We start from the raw sequence: 15,401 nt of genomic DNA on the forward strand, positions 1-15,401 counted from the left end.
CCCACATCTGTGGCTCTACCGGCCAGGACCCACTCCTGTCGGCAACCCACGCTTACATGCGGAGGGGCCCCAGCCAAGACCTCCATACCGTCTACCTCTCGGCCCGCGCCCAGCACGCGATGACACGGAACGATTATCGGTACCGGGTTTCGGCCCAGTGCCCCGCCCACCGCCTGGGCCGCGCCCGGCACCCCGAGTCGACGCGCGATGTCTCCGTACGTCAGCGTTGCGCCCCGGGGAATCGCGCTGCACACGGTGTAGACCGAGGCGTCGAACGCCGAAACCTCGAGCACCAACGGGATCGGGCTCATGTCCACGGCGCGCCCGGCGAGGAGCGCCACGATTCGATCGATCGCGTCCTCGGCGAGAGCGTCGACCGGACCTAGGTCAGCGGCGAAGCCGGCCAGGTAATCGAGCATCGCCTCGTCCGACGGCTCGGGTAGTGCCACGGCCATCACGCCGTCCGCGCTCCAGGCAAGACCGCATCGCCCGATGGCCGTGTCGAAGAGGGTGCTGCTCGGCATGGGTCGAGTATCCACCGGACGCCGACAGGCAGTCCAGTCGAACGCCCAATGGACTTGAAAGTTCGATGCCAGTGGGTGAATATGGGCTGTATGGCCTCCAGAGTGCTCAATGCAACGTCACTGGCACGAGATCTCGGAAGCTGGCGCGGCGACGCGTCGGCCGATGGATCCGGCAGGCGCAAGGCCTCCCGTCCCACGTACAGGGCTCTCGCAGACGGGGTTCGACTGCTCATTCACGACGGCCGCATCCCGTTGGGTGTCGGGTTGCCGAGTGAACGCGATCTGTCCGCTGCTCTCGATCTGAGTCGTACCACGATCACCTCGTCGTATTCGGTGCTGCGTGACGAGGGTTATCTCATCAGCAAGCAGGGATCGCGCAGCACTGTGGCGTTGCCTGCCGCGCCGACCCCCAACGGCATGTTGATTCAGTCGACGTCGCCGTCGGGTCCGGTGGTGGATATGAGCCATGCGGCCATGTCGGCGGCCGACGGAACCATGACGGCAGCGTACGAGTCTGCGCTGCAGGCACTTCCGACGTATCTGCCCACTCACGGTATGGAGCCCATCGGACTCGCAGTGCTGCGGGAGGCCATCGCGCAGCGTTTCGTCGAACGTGGATTGCCCACCACTGCCGACCAGATCATGGTCACTTCGGGTGCGCAGCAGGCGGTTCGGTTGCTACTGGGTACGCTGACCTCGCCCGGTGACCGCGTCCTGATCGATCACCCGACGTATCCCAATGCACTCGAGGCCATCAGGCGCGTCGGTGCCCGGCCGGTGCCGGTGCCGGTCCGTCCCGTCGAAGGGGATTGGGATCTCGACGGAATCCGCAGTGCCGCAAGGCAAACCGCCGCCAAGGTGGCGTACTTGATTCCGGACTTCCACAACCCCACCGGGCAGGTGCTCGACGCGGAGGGGCGCGCCGAGCTCGCGCGCATCACCCGAGACACCCGAATGACGCTCATCGTCGACGAAACCATGGTGGACCTGTGGCTCGATGCGCCACCGCCGCCACCGGTCGCATCGTTCGGACGGGTGTCCGGTTCGGATATCGTCACGATCGGTTCGGCGTCCAAGTCGTTCTGGGGCGGTCTGCGCATCGGGTGGATCAGAGCGCATCCTTCGCTCGTCTCGCAGCTCGCCGGCTCGCGAGCAGCACATGACCTCGGTACCTCGATCGTCGATCAATTGGCGTCGTCGTTCCTGCTGCAGGACGCCGAACCCGCGCTGGAGGTCCGTCGATCCCAACTGCGGGAGCGTCGAGATGTGCTCGAAGATGCCCTGGCCGAACATGTTCCGGAGTGGAAGTACCGGCGCTCGGAGGGCGGGATGTCGCTGTGGCTTCAGCTCCCCGCTCCGGTGTCGAGTGCGCTCGCCGCTACTGCGCCCGCGTTCGGGGCAGTATTGGCCGCAGGTCCGCGGTTCGGGGTCGAGGGTGCGTTCGAGCGTTACCTTCGGCTGCCGTACACCCGTGAGCCGCAGGAGCTTCGGGCTGCGGTTGCGGCCACTGCCGCGGCGTATCGAGCCTTGGCACCGAGCGTCGAATCCGAACAGCCGGCCCTGGTGTTCTGAGCGGCGGTGTTCTGACCGCGAGCTCGAAGTTATGGACGAGAATCAGCCGTAAAGCGTCCATAACTTCGAGTTCGGCGCAAAGAATTACGCCCAGACGGATGCGATGTCGGTGGCGGTGGCGGGCGGTGGCGTCGGGACGCCGTTTTCGGTGCGCGAGAACCGCGGTGCCGGACGGTGCTGCGTCACGCCGCCGATGTCGATGAGCGAGTCTCGGTCCTTCATGTGTGGGTGGTTCGGAGCCTCGGCGAAGGTGAGGACGGGGGAGACGCAGGCGTCGGTGCCGTCGAAGATCGCGGCCCATTCGTCGCGGGTCTTGGTCAGGAATGTCGCGGTGAACGTCTCGCGCAGTTCCGGCCAGCGCGGCTTGTCCATCTGTGACGGTAGGTCTGCATCGGCGAGGCCGAGACCGGTCACGAGCTGGGCGTAGAACTGCGGTTCGAGGGACCCGACCGCCATGTACTTGCCGTCCGATGTCTCGTAGGTGTCGTAGAACGGCGCGCCGGTGTCGAGCAGGTTGACGCCGCGGTCGTCGCTCCATGCTCCGACGCCTCGCCAGGCCCAGATCATGTGCGACAGTGCTGCGGTGCCGTCGACCATGGCCGCGTCGACGACCTGGCCCTGTCCCGAATTCTGTCGTTCGTACAGTGCCGCCATGATGCCGAAGACGAGGAACATCGATCCGCCGCCGAAATCGCCGACCATGTTCATCGGTGGCACCGGTCGTTCGCCGTCGCGGCCGATAGCGTTGAGGACGCCTGTGACGGAGATGTAGTTGATGTCGTGGCCGGCGGTCTGTGCCCAGGGGCCTTCCTGCCCCCAGCCCGTCATGCGGCCGTAGACCAGTCGCGGGTTTCGGGCGAGGGCGTCGTCGGGCCCGAGGCCGAGCCGTTCGGTGACGCCGGGGCGAAAGCCTTCGATGAGGACGTCGGCGCGTTCGATCAGGCCGAGGACCTTCTCGATGTCGGCGGGATCCTTGAGGTTCGCTTCGACGATGGTGCGGCTGCGCAGCTGGTGATCGTGTGGAGAGACCTGTCCGGCGCGCTGGACGCGGACGACGTCTGCGCCGAGGTCGGCGAGCAATAGCGCTGCGTGCGGACCGGGCCCGATCCCGGCGAGTTCGACGACGCGGAGCCCTGCGAGCGGTCCACCAGTGTTAGCCACGTTTGTTGCCTCGTTCCGACTCGTCAGCTGCGATTGTGAATGGAGACTAACTTGTACTAGGGCGTCCAAGTGATGTGGGTGTGGATAATAGGGCTGTGACTGCCCCAGAACCCGTCCGCATCGGTACTCCACTCACGCCCGGTGCCACCCGGGTCATGCTCCTCGGAGCAGGTGAGCTGGGCAAAGAGGTCATCATTGCGTTCCAGCGCCTCGGTGTCGAGGTGATTGCCGTCGACCGTTACGACAACGCCCCGGGCCATCAGGTAGCGCATCACGCGTACACGATCGACATGAGCAATCCCGAAGAGCTGCTGGCGCTGATCGACGCTCAGCAGCCGGACTTCGTCGTCCCGGAGATCGAAGCCATTGCCACCGATGCGCTCGCCAAGGTGGAGGCCAAAAGACGCTCCGTGGTCATTCCGACCGCGCGTGCAACACAATTGACGATGAATCGCGAAGGAATCAGGCGGCTCGCGGCCGAGGAGCTCGGCCTGCCGACCTCGCCGTACGCGTTCGCCGATTCGTTGGACGAGGTGCGACAAGCGTTGTCCCACATCGGCTTCCCTGCTGTCATCAAGCCGGTGATGTCCTCGTCCGGCAAGGGGCAGTCGGTGGTACGGAGCGAAGCCGACGTCGAAACGGCGTGGGACTACGCGTTGAAGGGCGGTCGAGTCGACCTGGGCCGCGTCATCGTCGAGGGATTCGTCGATTTCGATTACGAGATAACACTTCTCACCGTGCGCGCGATAAACGGGACTTCGTTCTGCGAGCCGATTGGCCATCTGCAGGAGTCGGGCGACTACATCGAATCCTGGCAGCCGCAACCGATGTCCGACGCGGCACTCGCGTCGGCGCGCGAAGTGGCCGAGAGAATCACGACGGCGCTCGGTGGTCGGGGACTGTTCGGCGTGGAGCTGTTCGTGCAGGGCGACAACGTGTACTTCTCCGAGGTCAGCCCCCGGCCACACGACACCGGCCTGGTAACGCTTCGTACGCAACGGTTCTCGGAGTTCGAGCTGCATGCCCGCGCCGTTCTCGGGCTACCGATCGACACGACGCTGCTCTCCCCGGGAGCGTCGGCGGTCATCTACGGCGGTGTCGATGCGGACGGAATCTCGTTCGAAGGCGTCGCCGATGCCCTCGCGGTTCCCGAAACCGACCTTCGACTGTTCGGCAAGCCCGCCAGCTTCGTCCGGCGGCGAATGGGTGTTGCGGTGTCGACGGCGTCGGACATCGAGACTGCGCGGGCTCGGGCCCGCGAGGCAGCAGGCAAGGTTCGACCGACCGTCTAGATCGCGCCGTCTAGATTGCGGCCACCACCGCTGCGGTAGCAACGGCGTTGTTCATCGTGTGCAGTGCGATGCCCGGAATCAACGATCGGTGCAGTCGAACCAGCAGGGCCGCAGCAGAGCCGATGCAGACCATGATCAGCGCGATGGCGGGCAGCACGTGGACGGCCCCGAAGCACACCGCGGATCCGAGAACCGCGATCTGCCATCGTGTTCGGGTGTCGAACCACCCGAAGATCACCCGACGGAAGAGGACTTCCTCGAGTACCGGTGCGATCAGCACAGTGCAGACGATGGTGAGGGTTCCGGCGACCACACCCACGTCGAGTGCATCGAGAGTCGACGCGCTTCCGCCGGCATCCGAGGCGGGAGCTATGTCGACAGCGCCGGCGAGTGCAATGCCGACGCCCATGGCGGCGATCCACGCGACGGGTACTTCCCACAGCAGGTGCCACAGCGATCGTGGACCCGACGTGAGCTGCAGATCCTTCCACGTCCAGCCGCGGCGACTCAGCGACTGCCACAAGGTAACTGCGAACACCGCCGTCGCCAGCGGAATGGCGTACCCGAGTACCCAATTCAGGTCGAACACACCGACGAGAAGCACGACCGCGGCCACCACAGCGATGGCACCGATGAGCAGGCAGCCGATGGACAGCAGGGCGTCGCCGCCGGAAACAGGACGTTCGAAAGTCGCGGTTCGGGGCACAGGCGTCAACTTACCGGCGATCGGCGTGCACACTTGACCACCATGAGCGCTCTCGGAGAAATACTGGTCGGCCTGGTGATTCTGGTCGGACTCGTCGGCATCGTCGTGCCCGTCCTGCCGGGCACCATCTTGATCTTCGCGGCTGTTGCGGTGTGGGCGTGGGTTACCGGCGGCACCGCCGCGTGGACGGTGTTCGGCATCGCGACCGTGCTGCTGGTTCTGAGCGGCGTCGTGAAGTACACCTGGCCGGGCCGCCGGATGCGGGAGGCCGGAGTGCCGATGCGGTCGCTGATCGTCGGCGGCCTGCTCGGCATCGTCGGCTTCTTCGTCATCCCGGTCGTCGGGCTCTTCATCGGCTTCATCGCCGGCGTCTACGTGGCCGAACTACCCAGGCACCGCAACCATTCCGAGGCCTGGCGATCGACCGTGCATGCGACCAAGGCGGCCGGGCTGTCCATCCTGGTGGAGCTGTTCGGTGCGTTGCTCGCCTCGGCCGTGTGGCTCGGGGGAGCAGTACTGATCTAGGGGACCCGATACCAGGCCCGGGCATTACCGTCGAGCACAGCGGGGAGGTCGCCGCCGACGGCCCCGGAGATGATGTCGATGTCGGTCTCGGAGAACGGCCGTGGGGCTCGTGTACCGGGCAGGTCGGTGCCGAACAGCAGTGCCTCCGGGTTCACGCGGTGGATCTGCTGCAGGGTATCGACGATGTCGAGGTCCACGCGCCCGAATCCCGTTGCCTTGACGCGTACTCCGCGGTCGACGAGGTTCAACAGATAGGGAAGTCCCTGCGTCGACAGTCCCAGATGGTCGATGCTCACCGCCGGTAGTTTCGCGAGGATCGGCTCGAGCGAGAGCAGCAACGACGCGTCGACGTACAGCTCGGCGTGCCAGCCCACCAGTTCGTGCACGCGTCGGGCCTGCGTGGTGAGCATCTCGACGTCGGTTTCACCGCGTTTGAGGTTGAATCGCATCGCCCGCACGCCTGCCTCGTCGAGGGCGACGATCTCCTCGTCCGTGCACTCCGGATCGAGCTGAGCCACCCCCACCCAGCCGCGTCCGAGCGTCTCCAGTGCGGCCAGCAGATAGCTCTGATCGGTGCCCTGGAACGATGCGGTGACCACGGCACCGCCGGTGATCCCGAGCCCGTCGACGTCGTAGAGATAGTTCGAGACGGTGTACGGATCCGGCGTGTATCCCTGGTTCTCGATCAGCGGAAATCTGGGGTCGATGATGTGTAGGTGGGCGTCGAACACGGGTCCCAGCATGCCAGCTCGCCGATTCGCCGTCGCGGCGACCTGGCTCGGTGTTTGAATGCGAAACATGAAACCGGAGACCACCGTCGTTCTCGACGGATACACGTATTTCGAATGTCCCCGCTGGCACGACGGGAGGATCTGGGTATCGGACTTCTACAGCCATCGCGTCGTATCCGCCCTCGAGGACGGTTCCGATGTGCGAGTCGAGGCCGAGGTGCCCAATCAGCCGTCGGGCCTGGGCTGGTTACCCGACGGGCGGTTGCTGATCGTCTCGATGCGCGATTACAAACTGCTACTACGCGAGCACGATGGTTCGCTGACCGTCCATGCCGATCTGTCGACGTACGTGAAGGCGAACCTCAACGACATGCTCGTCGACGCGCAGGGACGCGCGTACATCGGCAATTTCGGATTCGACCTGATGAACTTCGCGCCCGTCGAGACGGCAGATCTGATTCGCGTCGACCCGGACGGGTCCGCGCACGTCGTGGCCTCGGACCTGTACTTCCCCAACGGAATGGCGTTCACCGATTCCGGTGAACTGCTCGTCGACGAGACGGTCGGGAACCGGGTCAGTGCCTTCGACATCGCCGAGGACGGATCACTGGGGGAGCGGCGTGATTGGGCGACGTTCGGTGAACTGCCGTCGTCGACGGACATGGCAACGGCCATGAGTGAGGTGAAGGTGGCTGCCGACGGCTGCTGCATCGACACCGACGGCACGATGTGGATCGCCGACGCACTCGGTCAGCGCGTGTTGCACGTCGCGCCGGGCGGAGAGGTTCTCGAGCAGCTCGACTTCGACCTCGGCGTGTTCGCGTGTGGACTCGGCGGATCCGACGGCCGCACGCTGTTCGTTTGCGCTGCACCCGATTTCAACGAGCATCAACGCAAGATCGAAACCGAGGGAAAGCTGCTGGCGGTTCGGGTGTAGAGCGCTCCGCGCATGTGAGTGAAAATTCGTAGCGGGCTACGAGGCAGGAGTGGAGCCTGCGGAACGACCCGCAGGCTCCACACTCACATGCGGCGCCAGCCGCTCTAGGCCTTGTCGGGCTCGGAGGCTTTCAGCATGTCTTCGCGCTCGACGACCTTGACGCGCTCGCGGCCTTCTTCTTCGCCGAGGGAGCGTTCGTGGGCGTCGAGGCGGTACCAGCCGTCCCAGGTGGTGAACGGAACCTGCTTGCCTTCGAGGAACGAGGTGACGGCATCGAGGTCCGGCTCGGCCGCACCGGCGAAGCTCGGCGCATCCTCGAGCAGGTTCGCGACTGTTTCGTTGGCGTCGCCCTTGGTGTGACCGATGAGGCCGACGGGTCCGCGCTTGATCCAGCCGGTGACGTACGTGGCGGGAACGGGCGTGGTGGAGTGCGGCGATTCGACGACGCGTCCGGCCTCGTTGGGGATGGTGCCTGCCTGCTCGTCGAACGGGAGCTGGCTGATGTTCTGGCTGAGGTAGCCCACGGCGCGGTAGACGGCCTGGACGTCCCAGTCGTTGTACTTTCCGGTGCCGCGGACGTTGCCGGTGCCGTCGAGTTCGGTGCGTTCGGTACGTAGACCGACGACCTTGCCGTCCTCGCCGAGTACCTCGTGCGGGGACTCGAAGAAGTGCAGGAACAGCTTGTGCGGGCGAGCGCCGACGTCGCGGATGGCCCAGTCCTGCAGGGTGTTGGCGACCATGTCGATCTGCTTGGAGCTGCGGCGAGCCTGCTCGGAGCCTTCGTCGTAGTCGATGTCCTCGGGGGCGACGATGACCTCGATGTTGGGCGAGTGGTCGAGCTCGCGCAGTTCGAGCGGGGTGAACTTGGCCTGAGCCGGGCCGCGACGTCCGAAGACGTGCACTTCGAGTGCCTTGTTGGCCTTGAGGCCTTCGTAGACGTTGGCGGGGATTTCGGTGGGGAGCAGTTCGTCGCCGGTCTTGGCGAGAACGCGTGCGACGTCGAGGGCGACGTTGCCGACGCCGAGGACGGCGACCTTCTCGGCCTCGAGGGGCCAGGTGCGGGGGACGTCGGGGTGGCCGTCGTACCAGGAGACGAAGTCGGCGGCACCGTAGCTGCCGTCGAGGTCGATGCCGGGGATGTTCAGTGCGCGGTCCGCGTTGGCTCCGGTGGAGAAGATGACGGCGTCGTAGAAGCGACGCAGGTCGTCGAGGTTGATGTCGGTGCCGTAGTCGATGTTGCCGAGCAGGCGAACCTGAGGCTTGTCGAGCACCTTGTGCAGGGCGGTGATGATGCCCTTGATGCGTGGGTGGTCAGGGGCAACGCCGTAGCGAATGAGCCCGAACGGGGCCGGCATCCGCTCGAAGAGGTCGATGCTCACGCCCGGTCCGCTGACATTGTGGTCGGACTTCATGAGCGCGTCGGCGGCGTAGATGCCTGCCGGTCCGGCACCGACGATGGCGACGCGGAGTGGACGAGTCTGATCAGTCATGTGCAGCGAGCTACCTTCTTCGAGGGAAGTGCGGACACCCCAGCATAAATTAAGGACAACCTGAGCTGGGGCAGTGGGCAACTTGCCGTATTCCCCGGGTTCCGGTAGGAATTGACCCGTGCAGACGACATACCTGGTCCGACGGTTCACCGTCGACTTCTGTCGCACCTGCACCAACATGTGTTGTCGGTGACCTGACCCGACGCCCAATCCCTGTTCCCCGACGTCGTCGGGACGGGATCCCTCCCTCGACGGCCGTGCCGCGACCAGTAGGCGCACCGCTGTCTCTCGGATTCGAGGACACATGACCACTCTGGAACAGACAGTTTCGCTCACTCTCGACAAGCTCGGCCCGTCGTTCGGTGCCGAAGTCATCGGTCTCGATGTCGCGTCGGCCTCCGATGCGCAGATCCACGCCGTCCGCCGAGCTCTCGTCGAGCACAAGGTTCTCGTGCTCCGAGGTCAGTCGATCGACGACGCAGGCCACATCGAGTTCGGCCGCCGACTCGGTGACCTCACCGCCGGGCACCCCGTGCACGACAGTGGTCACGTCGCCCCCGAGGTCTATGCCCTCGACAGCCAGGACAACGGTTTCGCCGACGTGTGGCACACCGACGTGACATTCATGGAGCGCCCACCGATGGGGTCGATCCTGCGGCCCGTCGTACTACCTCCGCACGGCGGCGACACCAACTGGGCCGACAGTCAACTGGCCTACGAGTCCCTGTCCGCTCCGGTTCGCCGAATGATCGACGGGCTCACCGCAATTCACGACGGCAACCGTGAGTTCGGCTACTACCTCGCGCAGAAGCGCGGCGGCAAGGGCAACGTGTGGGACGGCAAGGAAGTGACCGCGCTGGTTCCCGTCGAACATCCCGTCGTGCGGGTGCATCCGGAAACCGGCCGCAAGGGGCTGTTCGTCAATCCGGGTTTCACCTCCCACATCGTGGGCGTCTCGGAGGCGGAGAGCCGCGGAATCCTGGATCTGCTGTACGCGCACCTCACCAAGCCCGAGCACATCGTCCGCCACCGTTGGCGTCTGGGAGATCTGGTGCTGTGGGACAACCGCAGCACCTCGCACTACGCCAACCGCGATTACGGCACCGAGCACCGCAAGATGCATCGCATCACGTTGAAGGGCGACATCCCCGTCGGGCCCACTCGCTGAAGGACCCACTTACTACAAGGACCCACACACTGCAGGACCCAGCTGAACGCAGACCCGTCGGATCGAGGAAGATTGCCTACATGGCGTCGTGGAGTGAACGTAGGCAGCAGTGGGTCGACAGTCGTGAGGAAGCGCGCAACAACGCTTCCAAAGCGGCCGCCGACTCCGGTGAGCAGCGTCCGCCCACCGCGTGGCCGTTCATCATCGCTGCGGGCATCGTCGTCGTGCTGCTCGTCGGCATCTTTGCGGCGTCCAAGTTCGCCCCCGCGGAGGACAACGTGACACAGGCGCAGTTGCTCACCGACGCCGTCGACGGTTTCCTCGAAGCACAGAACACCGGTGACGCGGATCTGCTGCGCGCGAACACGTGCGCCGATCAGGTCGAGCGCCTGATTCCCGGCGACGACGCCCAGTACCGCACCGACCGCGCAGGCGACGTGGAACGCAACGGCGAGACGTCGATCGACGGAGTGCCCACGGGGTACGAGGTCAACGGCGACCGCGGCGTCGTCACGGTACCGCTGAAGGAAGAGAAATCCGGAGCGCGATCCGACGACGAATGGAAGTTCGTCCGGGTGAACGACACGTGGTTGGTGTGCAATGTCTGATCTCGGTATGTGTGACGTAACAGCAAGTGACGGAAGGCTGATCCAGTGACCTACGCAGGTGACATAACCCCGCAGGCGGCGTGGGAGTTGTTGCAGAGCAACCCCGATGCCGTTCTCGTCGACGTCCGCACGCACGCCGAGTGGCAGTACGTCGGCGTACCCGACACCTCCGGCATCGATCGCCCGACCCACCTGATCGAGTGGGTGAGCTACCCCGACGGCGCTCGCAACACCGGCTTCGTCGACGAGCTGAAAGCCGCAGGCGTGGACGGCGATCGGCCGGTGGTGTTCCTGTGCCGCTCCGGTCAGCGATCCATCGGTGCGGCCGAGGCCGCCACGGCTGCGGGGATCGGCCCGTCCTACAACGTGCTCGACGGTTTCGAAGGTGCCACCGATGCTGACGGCCACCGCGGTGCCGTGGGGTGGCGTGCGGTCGGGTTGCCCTGGAGGCAGTCGTGACGAACATTCCCAGAGGCGGGGGTTTTCAGAAGCCGCTACCCGACGGTGTGGGTCAGGGAACGCTGGGAGTTCGCGGCGGTCTGATGCGATCGGGCTTCGACGAGAACGCCGAAGCGCTGTATCTCACTTCGGGTTTCGTCTACGAGAGTGCCGGTGCCGCCGAGCGGGCGTTCACCGGTGACATCGATCATTTCGTGTACTCGCGCTACGGCAACCCGACGGTCAAGATGTTCGAGGAGCGGTTGCGGCTGATCGAGGGTGCCGAGGCGTGCTTCGGCACGTCGAGTGGAATGTCGGCAGTGTTCACCGCGCTCGGCGCACTGTTGAAGGCCGGCGATCGATTGGTCGCTGCGCGTAGCCTTTTCGGTTCCTGCTTCGTGGTGTGCAACGAGATTCTGCCGCGCTGGGGTGTCGAGACCGTCTTCGTCGACGGCGAGGACCTCGAGCAGTGGGAGCAGGCGCTGTCGGTGCCGACGACCGCGGTGTTCTTCGAGACTCCGTCCAATCCGATGCAGTCGCTCGTCGACGTCAGGCGGGTGTCCGAGATGGCGCACGCCGCCGGCGCAACGGTGGTGTTGGACAACGTGTTCGCGACGCCTCTGCTGCAGCGCAGCCTGGAACTCGGTGCCGACGTGGTGGTGTATTCCGGCACCAAGCACATCGACGGTCAGGGCCGGGTACTCGGCGGTGCGATCCTGGGATCGAAAGAGTACATCGACGGTCCGGTGCAGACGCTGATGCGGCACACCGGCCCGGCGCTGAGCCCGTTCAACGCCTGGACACTGCTCAAGGGCTTGGAGACGATGCCGGTGCGCGTGCGGCATTCGGTGAACTCCGCGCTGCAGATCGCCGAGTTCCTCGAAGGGCATTCGGCGGTGCGGTGGGTCAAATACCCGTTCCTGCCGTCACATCCGCAGTACGAGCTGGCGACGTCGCAGATGTCGGGCGGCGGCACGGTCGTCACGTTCGAGCTCGATGCCCCCGAGGGCGCAGGCAAGCAGCGTGCTTTCGAGTTGCTCGACGGCCTGAAGATCGTGGACATCTCGAACAACCTCGGCGATTCCAAGACGCTGATCACCCACCCGGCCACCACCACGCACCGCGCGATGGGGCCGGAAGGTCGTGCCGCAGTGGGCATCACCGATGGCGTCGTGCGGATCTCCATCGGTCTCGAGGACACCGAGGACCTGATCGGGGATCTGGACCAGGCGCTGAAGTAGCTGGGTCAGAGTGTCACCGGTAGCGGCTTGTCGATGAGGGAGTAGTGTGCGGCATCGCCGGCGACCACTCGGCTCTTCTCTCCGTTGGGGTGCACCGGCACGTCGCCCGCCAGGGTGATGCGTTCGAGGCGGCGGTACTGATCGTCCCAATCTGCGACGGCGTAGTGCTGGGTGGCGCGGTTGTCCCAGATGGCGACGTCGCCGAGGCTCCATGTCCAGCGAACAGTGTTCTCCAGCCTGGTCACTCGATTCTGTAGGAGATCGAACAGCGTCTGCGACTCCTTGGTCGACAACCCGATGAAGTTCTTCACGAAGTGGCCCAGAACCAGAGTCTTCTCACCGGTCTCGGGGTGTACTCGCACCACCGGATGCTCGGTCTCGAAGTAGGTGGACTGGAATTCCTTCCGGTACTCCGCGATCTTCGAGTTCTGAATTTTCTCTGCCGCTGTCGCCGCATAGTCGTAGGTGTTCGAGTGGGTCGCCCAGAGGTTGTCGACCAACGCCTTCAACGAATCCGGAAGCTGCGCGTAGGCGGCAGTCTGTGACGCCCACGTGGTGTTCCCGCCGTATTCCGGGAGGCTGACCGCACGCAGGATCGAGGCCTTCGGGATGCGGTCGACGAAGGTCACATCCGAGTGCCAGCTGTTGGCCTTGCCGTAGTCGGAGTCGATGGACAGCGTTCTGGTGCCGCGAGAAGTGACCGTGGGGTGCGGAGTGGTCGGCGATCCGAGTAGTTCCGCGAACGCGTACTGGCTTTCGTCGTCGAGGTGGTGCTGGCCGCTGAAGAAGATCACCTTGTGTTCGAGCAGAGCGAGCCGAACGAACTCGACGGTGTTCGCATCGAGGTCGCCACCGAGTCGTACTCCCTCGATGCGGGCACCGAGATTGCCGCCGATCTTGATCGCACGCAGAGCTGTGTCGTTCTCGACAAGAGTGTCCACCGACATGTCGGTACCTTTCGCTGGTTGAAGAACTGCCCGAATTGCGCCGGTGCAGTGTGGAATTCAACAAGCTGACCATTGTCGATCGTCGATGTACACAGTTCGATTCACAGTGATCTCAACGCGACGGGCGATCGGTAGCGGTGACCGGAGCGACGTCAGTGCTCGAAAACGCTGAGTACCGTGCGGAACTTGGCCGTGGTCTCGTTCAGTTCGGCATCGGGGTCGGAATCTACGACGATGCCGCCGCCCGCTGTGGCCGTTCCAGAAAGTCCGTCCGCAGCGAGTTCGATGCAGCGGATCGTGACCATCCACTCGCCGTCGCCGCTGCCGTCGGTCCACCCGACGGCTCCGGCGTAGAAGCCGCGGGAGCCCTCGACGTCTGCGATCGCAGCCATGGCCGCGGCTCGGGGAACGCCGGCGACGGCAGCGGTGGGATGTAGTGCCAGCGCGAGATCGAGCGCCGAGGTCGCGGGATCGGCCAAGGTGCCGACGATGGGCGTCGACAGGTGCCACAGCTGTGGAGTGCTGCTGAGTTGTGGTGACGCGGGCACATCGAGCGTCTCGCAATACGGCTCCAACGCAGCACGGATCTCGTCGATGACAAATCGGTGCTCGGCCTGGTCCTTGGCGCTGGCCGCCAACGCCGCGGAGATGCGTGCTTCTTCGTCGGGATCGGTGGAACGCGCAGCCGTTCCGGCGAACGGATGGCAGGTGACGATATTGCCGCGCTTGCGAACCAACAGTTCCGGGCTCGCGCCGACGATGCGCCCACCCAAGTCGCCAGTGGGAGAAAGGTCCGCCAAAAAGCCGTTGCCCATCGGATCGCGGGAAACCAGCGCGCTCAACATCGAGGCGGGATCGATCGGTGAATCCGCGCTCAATTCGATGGCCCGTGCGAGCACGATCTTCTCGGCAACACCGGATTTCAGCTGCTCGACGACATCGCGCACTCGCTGCACATGAACTTCCGGATCGGGAATCTGTCGCGCGACGGTGACCGCCGGTAGCGGCGGCAGTTCGTCCGACGTCGACCAGGGTCCGTCGAGTCGGTAGAACTCCTCCGGTTCGATCAGCGCGGTGGCGTCGGACATATCGAAAGGAATTGCGCCGACGACGTTTCGGCCCTCCCGCACCGCGGCCACCGCGTCGGCGACATCGGGAAAAGTGTGCCGGACGCCCAGTCCGACGACGTGGTGATCCTGCCGGGACAGTACGAATTCGAGTGTCATCAGAACGGGTTCTGAGTGCGGCCCACCAGGTCTGCGACCGAATCGAGGACCTTGGTCGGTCGATACGGATATTGCTCGACGGATTGGACCGTCGAGATTCCGGTGAGGACCAGGATGGTCTGCAGCCCGGCTTCGAGACCGGAGAGCACGTCGGTGTCCATCCGGTCGCCGATCATCAGCGTGTTCTCGGAATGCCCGCCGATCGCACGCAGCGCCGACCGCATCATCAACGCGTTGGGCTTGCCCACGTAGTACGGCTCCTTGCCGGTGGCCTTGGTGATGAGCGCGGCGACCGAACCGGTCGCGGGCAGCGAACCCTCGCGCGACGGACCGGTCGCGTCGGGGTTGGTGGCGATGAAGCGCGAACCCTTCTCGACGAGACGAATGGCGGTGGTGATGGCCTCGAACGAGTACGTTCGGGTCTCCCCGAGCACCACGTAGTCGGGGCTGGAGTCGGTGAGGGTGTAACCGATGTCGTGCAGCGCGGTGGTCAGGCCGGACTCGCCGACGACATACGCGCTGCCGCCGGGCCGCTGATTACCGAGGAAGGTGGCGGTGGCGAGAGCAGAGGTCCAGATCGACTTCTCCGGAATGTCCAAGCCGGTGAATGCGAGACGTGCGCGCAGGTCACGTGGGGTGCGGATCGAATTGTTCGTCAACACGATGAACGGGATCTCGTTGGCCTGCAGCTCGGCGAGGAACGTGTCGGCACCGGGGATCAGGTGATCCTCGTGGACCAGAACTCCGTCCATGTCCATCAGGTACGTCCACGGCAGGGGCTTCTCGATATCGGTCACCCCTCCATTGTGGACCATCCGGCGAGCTGCGGACCATC

General features: G+C 64.9%; 16 protein-coding genes. 8 read left to right on the plus strand and 8 right to left on the minus strand.

The genetic code is table 11. The features are described 5' to 3' along the window. A partial coding sequence (locus AB0O58_RS20320) for a methylated-DNA--[protein]-cysteine S-methyltransferase (RefSeq protein ID WP_366238692.1) occupies positions 1–524 on the minus strand: 524 nt, incomplete at its 3' end. A 90-nt stretch (positions 525–614) separates the two neighbouring features. On the opposite strand from AB0O58_RS20320, the gene AB0O58_RS20325 reads away from it, so the two are divergent. After that, a complete protein-coding gene (locus tag AB0O58_RS20325; protein WP_032373687.1) occupies positions 615–2,096 on the plus strand; it encodes a PLP-dependent aminotransferase family protein in 1,482 nt (493 codons plus the stop codon). A gap of 84 nt (positions 2,097–2,180) precedes the next feature. Here AB0O58_RS20325 and AB0O58_RS20330 read toward each other — a convergent pair whose 3' ends face one another. Continuing rightward, on the minus strand, positions 2,181–3,257 hold the full coding sequence (locus AB0O58_RS20330) for a CaiB/BaiF CoA-transferase family protein (RefSeq protein ID WP_032373688.1): 1,077 nt from the start codon (positions 3,255–3,257) through the stop codon (positions 2,181–2,183). A 95-nt stretch (positions 3,258–3,352) separates the two neighbouring features. Between AB0O58_RS20330 and purT the strand changes: the two genes are divergently transcribed. Then, positions 3,353–4,549: a formate-dependent phosphoribosylglycinamide formyltransferase gene (purT, locus tag AB0O58_RS20335; RefSeq protein ID WP_032373689.1), complete on the plus strand. Its 1,197-nt coding sequence runs from the start codon at positions 3,353–3,355 to the stop codon at positions 4,547–4,549. Between the two features lie 10 nt (positions 4,550–4,559). Here the strand turns inward: purT and AB0O58_RS20340 are convergent, their stop codons facing one another. After that, the gene (locus AB0O58_RS20340; RefSeq protein ID WP_155288749.1) at positions 4,560–5,255 is read right to left on the minus strand and encodes a type II CAAX endopeptidase family protein; all 696 of its coding nucleotides are present in this window, start codon (positions 5,253–5,255) and stop codon (positions 4,560–4,562) included. A 42-nt stretch (positions 5,256–5,297) separates the two neighbouring features. Between AB0O58_RS20340 and AB0O58_RS20345 the strand changes: the two genes are divergently transcribed. Beyond that, positions 5,298–5,780, plus strand: coding sequence for a DUF456 domain-containing protein (locus AB0O58_RS20345; protein WP_032371480.1), 483 nt, complete (start codon positions 5,298–5,300; stop codon positions 5,778–5,780). On the opposite strand, the gene AB0O58_RS20350 is transcribed toward AB0O58_RS20345, so the two are convergent. Next, on the minus strand, positions 5,777–6,523 hold the full coding sequence (locus AB0O58_RS20350) for an amidohydrolase family protein (RefSeq protein ID WP_032364983.1): 747 nt from the start codon (positions 6,521–6,523) through the stop codon (positions 5,777–5,779). The genes AB0O58_RS20345 and AB0O58_RS20350 overlap by 4 nt on opposite strands. Before the next feature lie 55 nt (positions 6,524–6,578). Here AB0O58_RS20350 and AB0O58_RS20355 point away from each other — a divergent pair, with 55 nt between their 5' ends. Further along, entirely contained in the window at positions 6,579–7,448 is an 870-nt protein-coding gene (locus AB0O58_RS20355) for an SMP-30/gluconolactonase/LRE family protein (RefSeq protein WP_027494282.1), read from the plus strand. A gap of 104 nt (positions 7,449–7,552) precedes the next feature. Here the strand turns inward: AB0O58_RS20355 and AB0O58_RS20360 are convergent, their stop codons facing one another. Further along, the gene (locus AB0O58_RS20360) at positions 7,553–8,938 is read right to left on the minus strand and encodes an FAD-dependent oxidoreductase (RefSeq protein ID WP_032364954.1); all 1,386 of its coding nucleotides are present in this window, start codon (positions 8,936–8,938) and stop codon (positions 7,553–7,555) included. A 304-nt stretch (positions 8,939–9,242) separates the two neighbouring features. Here AB0O58_RS20360 and AB0O58_RS20365 point away from each other — a divergent pair, with 304 nt between their 5' ends. The 4 genes from AB0O58_RS20365 (at position 9,243) to AB0O58_RS20380 (ending at position 12,393) form a co-directional block, all read left to right on the plus strand. Continuing rightward, the gene (locus AB0O58_RS20365) at positions 9,243–10,106 is read left to right on the plus strand and encodes a TauD/TfdA family dioxygenase (protein ID WP_063216150.1); all 864 of its coding nucleotides are present in this window, start codon (positions 9,243–9,245) and stop codon (positions 10,104–10,106) included. Positions 10,107–10,186: 80 nt separating this feature from the next. Further along, on the plus strand, positions 10,187–10,714 hold the full coding sequence (locus AB0O58_RS20370) for a hypothetical protein (protein ID WP_032374700.1): 528 nt from the start codon (positions 10,187–10,189) through the stop codon (positions 10,712–10,714). Positions 10,715–10,759: 45 nt separating this feature from the next. Continuing rightward, positions 10,760–11,173, plus strand: coding sequence for a rhodanese-like domain-containing protein (locus AB0O58_RS20375; RefSeq protein ID WP_032371475.1), 414 nt, complete (start codon positions 10,760–10,762; stop codon positions 11,171–11,173). Then, positions 11,170–12,393 (plus strand): O-succinylhomoserine sulfhydrylase, encoded by a 1,224-nt coding sequence (locus tag AB0O58_RS20380; RefSeq protein ID WP_032364984.1) that lies wholly within the window; start codon positions 11,170–11,172, stop codon positions 12,391–12,393. Before AB0O58_RS20375 ends, AB0O58_RS20380 begins: the two co-directional genes overlap by 4 nt. A gap of 5 nt (positions 12,394–12,398) precedes the next feature. On the opposite strand, the gene AB0O58_RS20385 is transcribed toward AB0O58_RS20380, so the two are convergent. From AB0O58_RS20385 to AB0O58_RS20395, 3 genes are all read right to left on the minus strand, one after another. Further along, entirely contained in the window at positions 12,399–13,340 is a 942-nt protein-coding gene (locus tag AB0O58_RS20385) for a TauD/TfdA family dioxygenase (RefSeq protein ID WP_366238693.1), read from the minus strand. 152 nt (positions 13,341–13,492) lie between these two features. Continuing rightward, on the minus strand, positions 13,493–14,566 hold the full coding sequence (locus tag AB0O58_RS20390; protein WP_366238694.1) for an isochorismate synthase: 1,074 nt from the start codon (positions 14,564–14,566) through the stop codon (positions 13,493–13,495). Beyond that, positions 14,566–15,324: an HAD-IIA family hydrolase gene (locus tag AB0O58_RS20395; protein ID WP_068053998.1), complete on the minus strand. Its 759-nt coding sequence runs from the start codon at positions 15,322–15,324 to the stop codon at positions 14,566–14,568. Before AB0O58_RS20395 ends, AB0O58_RS20390 begins: the two co-directional genes overlap by 1 nt. Positions 15,325–15,401: the final 77 nt, after the last annotated feature.

Origin of the sequence: Rhodococcus sp. NPDC080181 (assembly GCF_040702225.1) — a bacterium.
Classification (GTDB): Bacteria; Actinomycetota; Actinomycetes; order Mycobacteriales; family Mycobacteriaceae; genus Rhodococcoides; species Rhodococcoides fascians.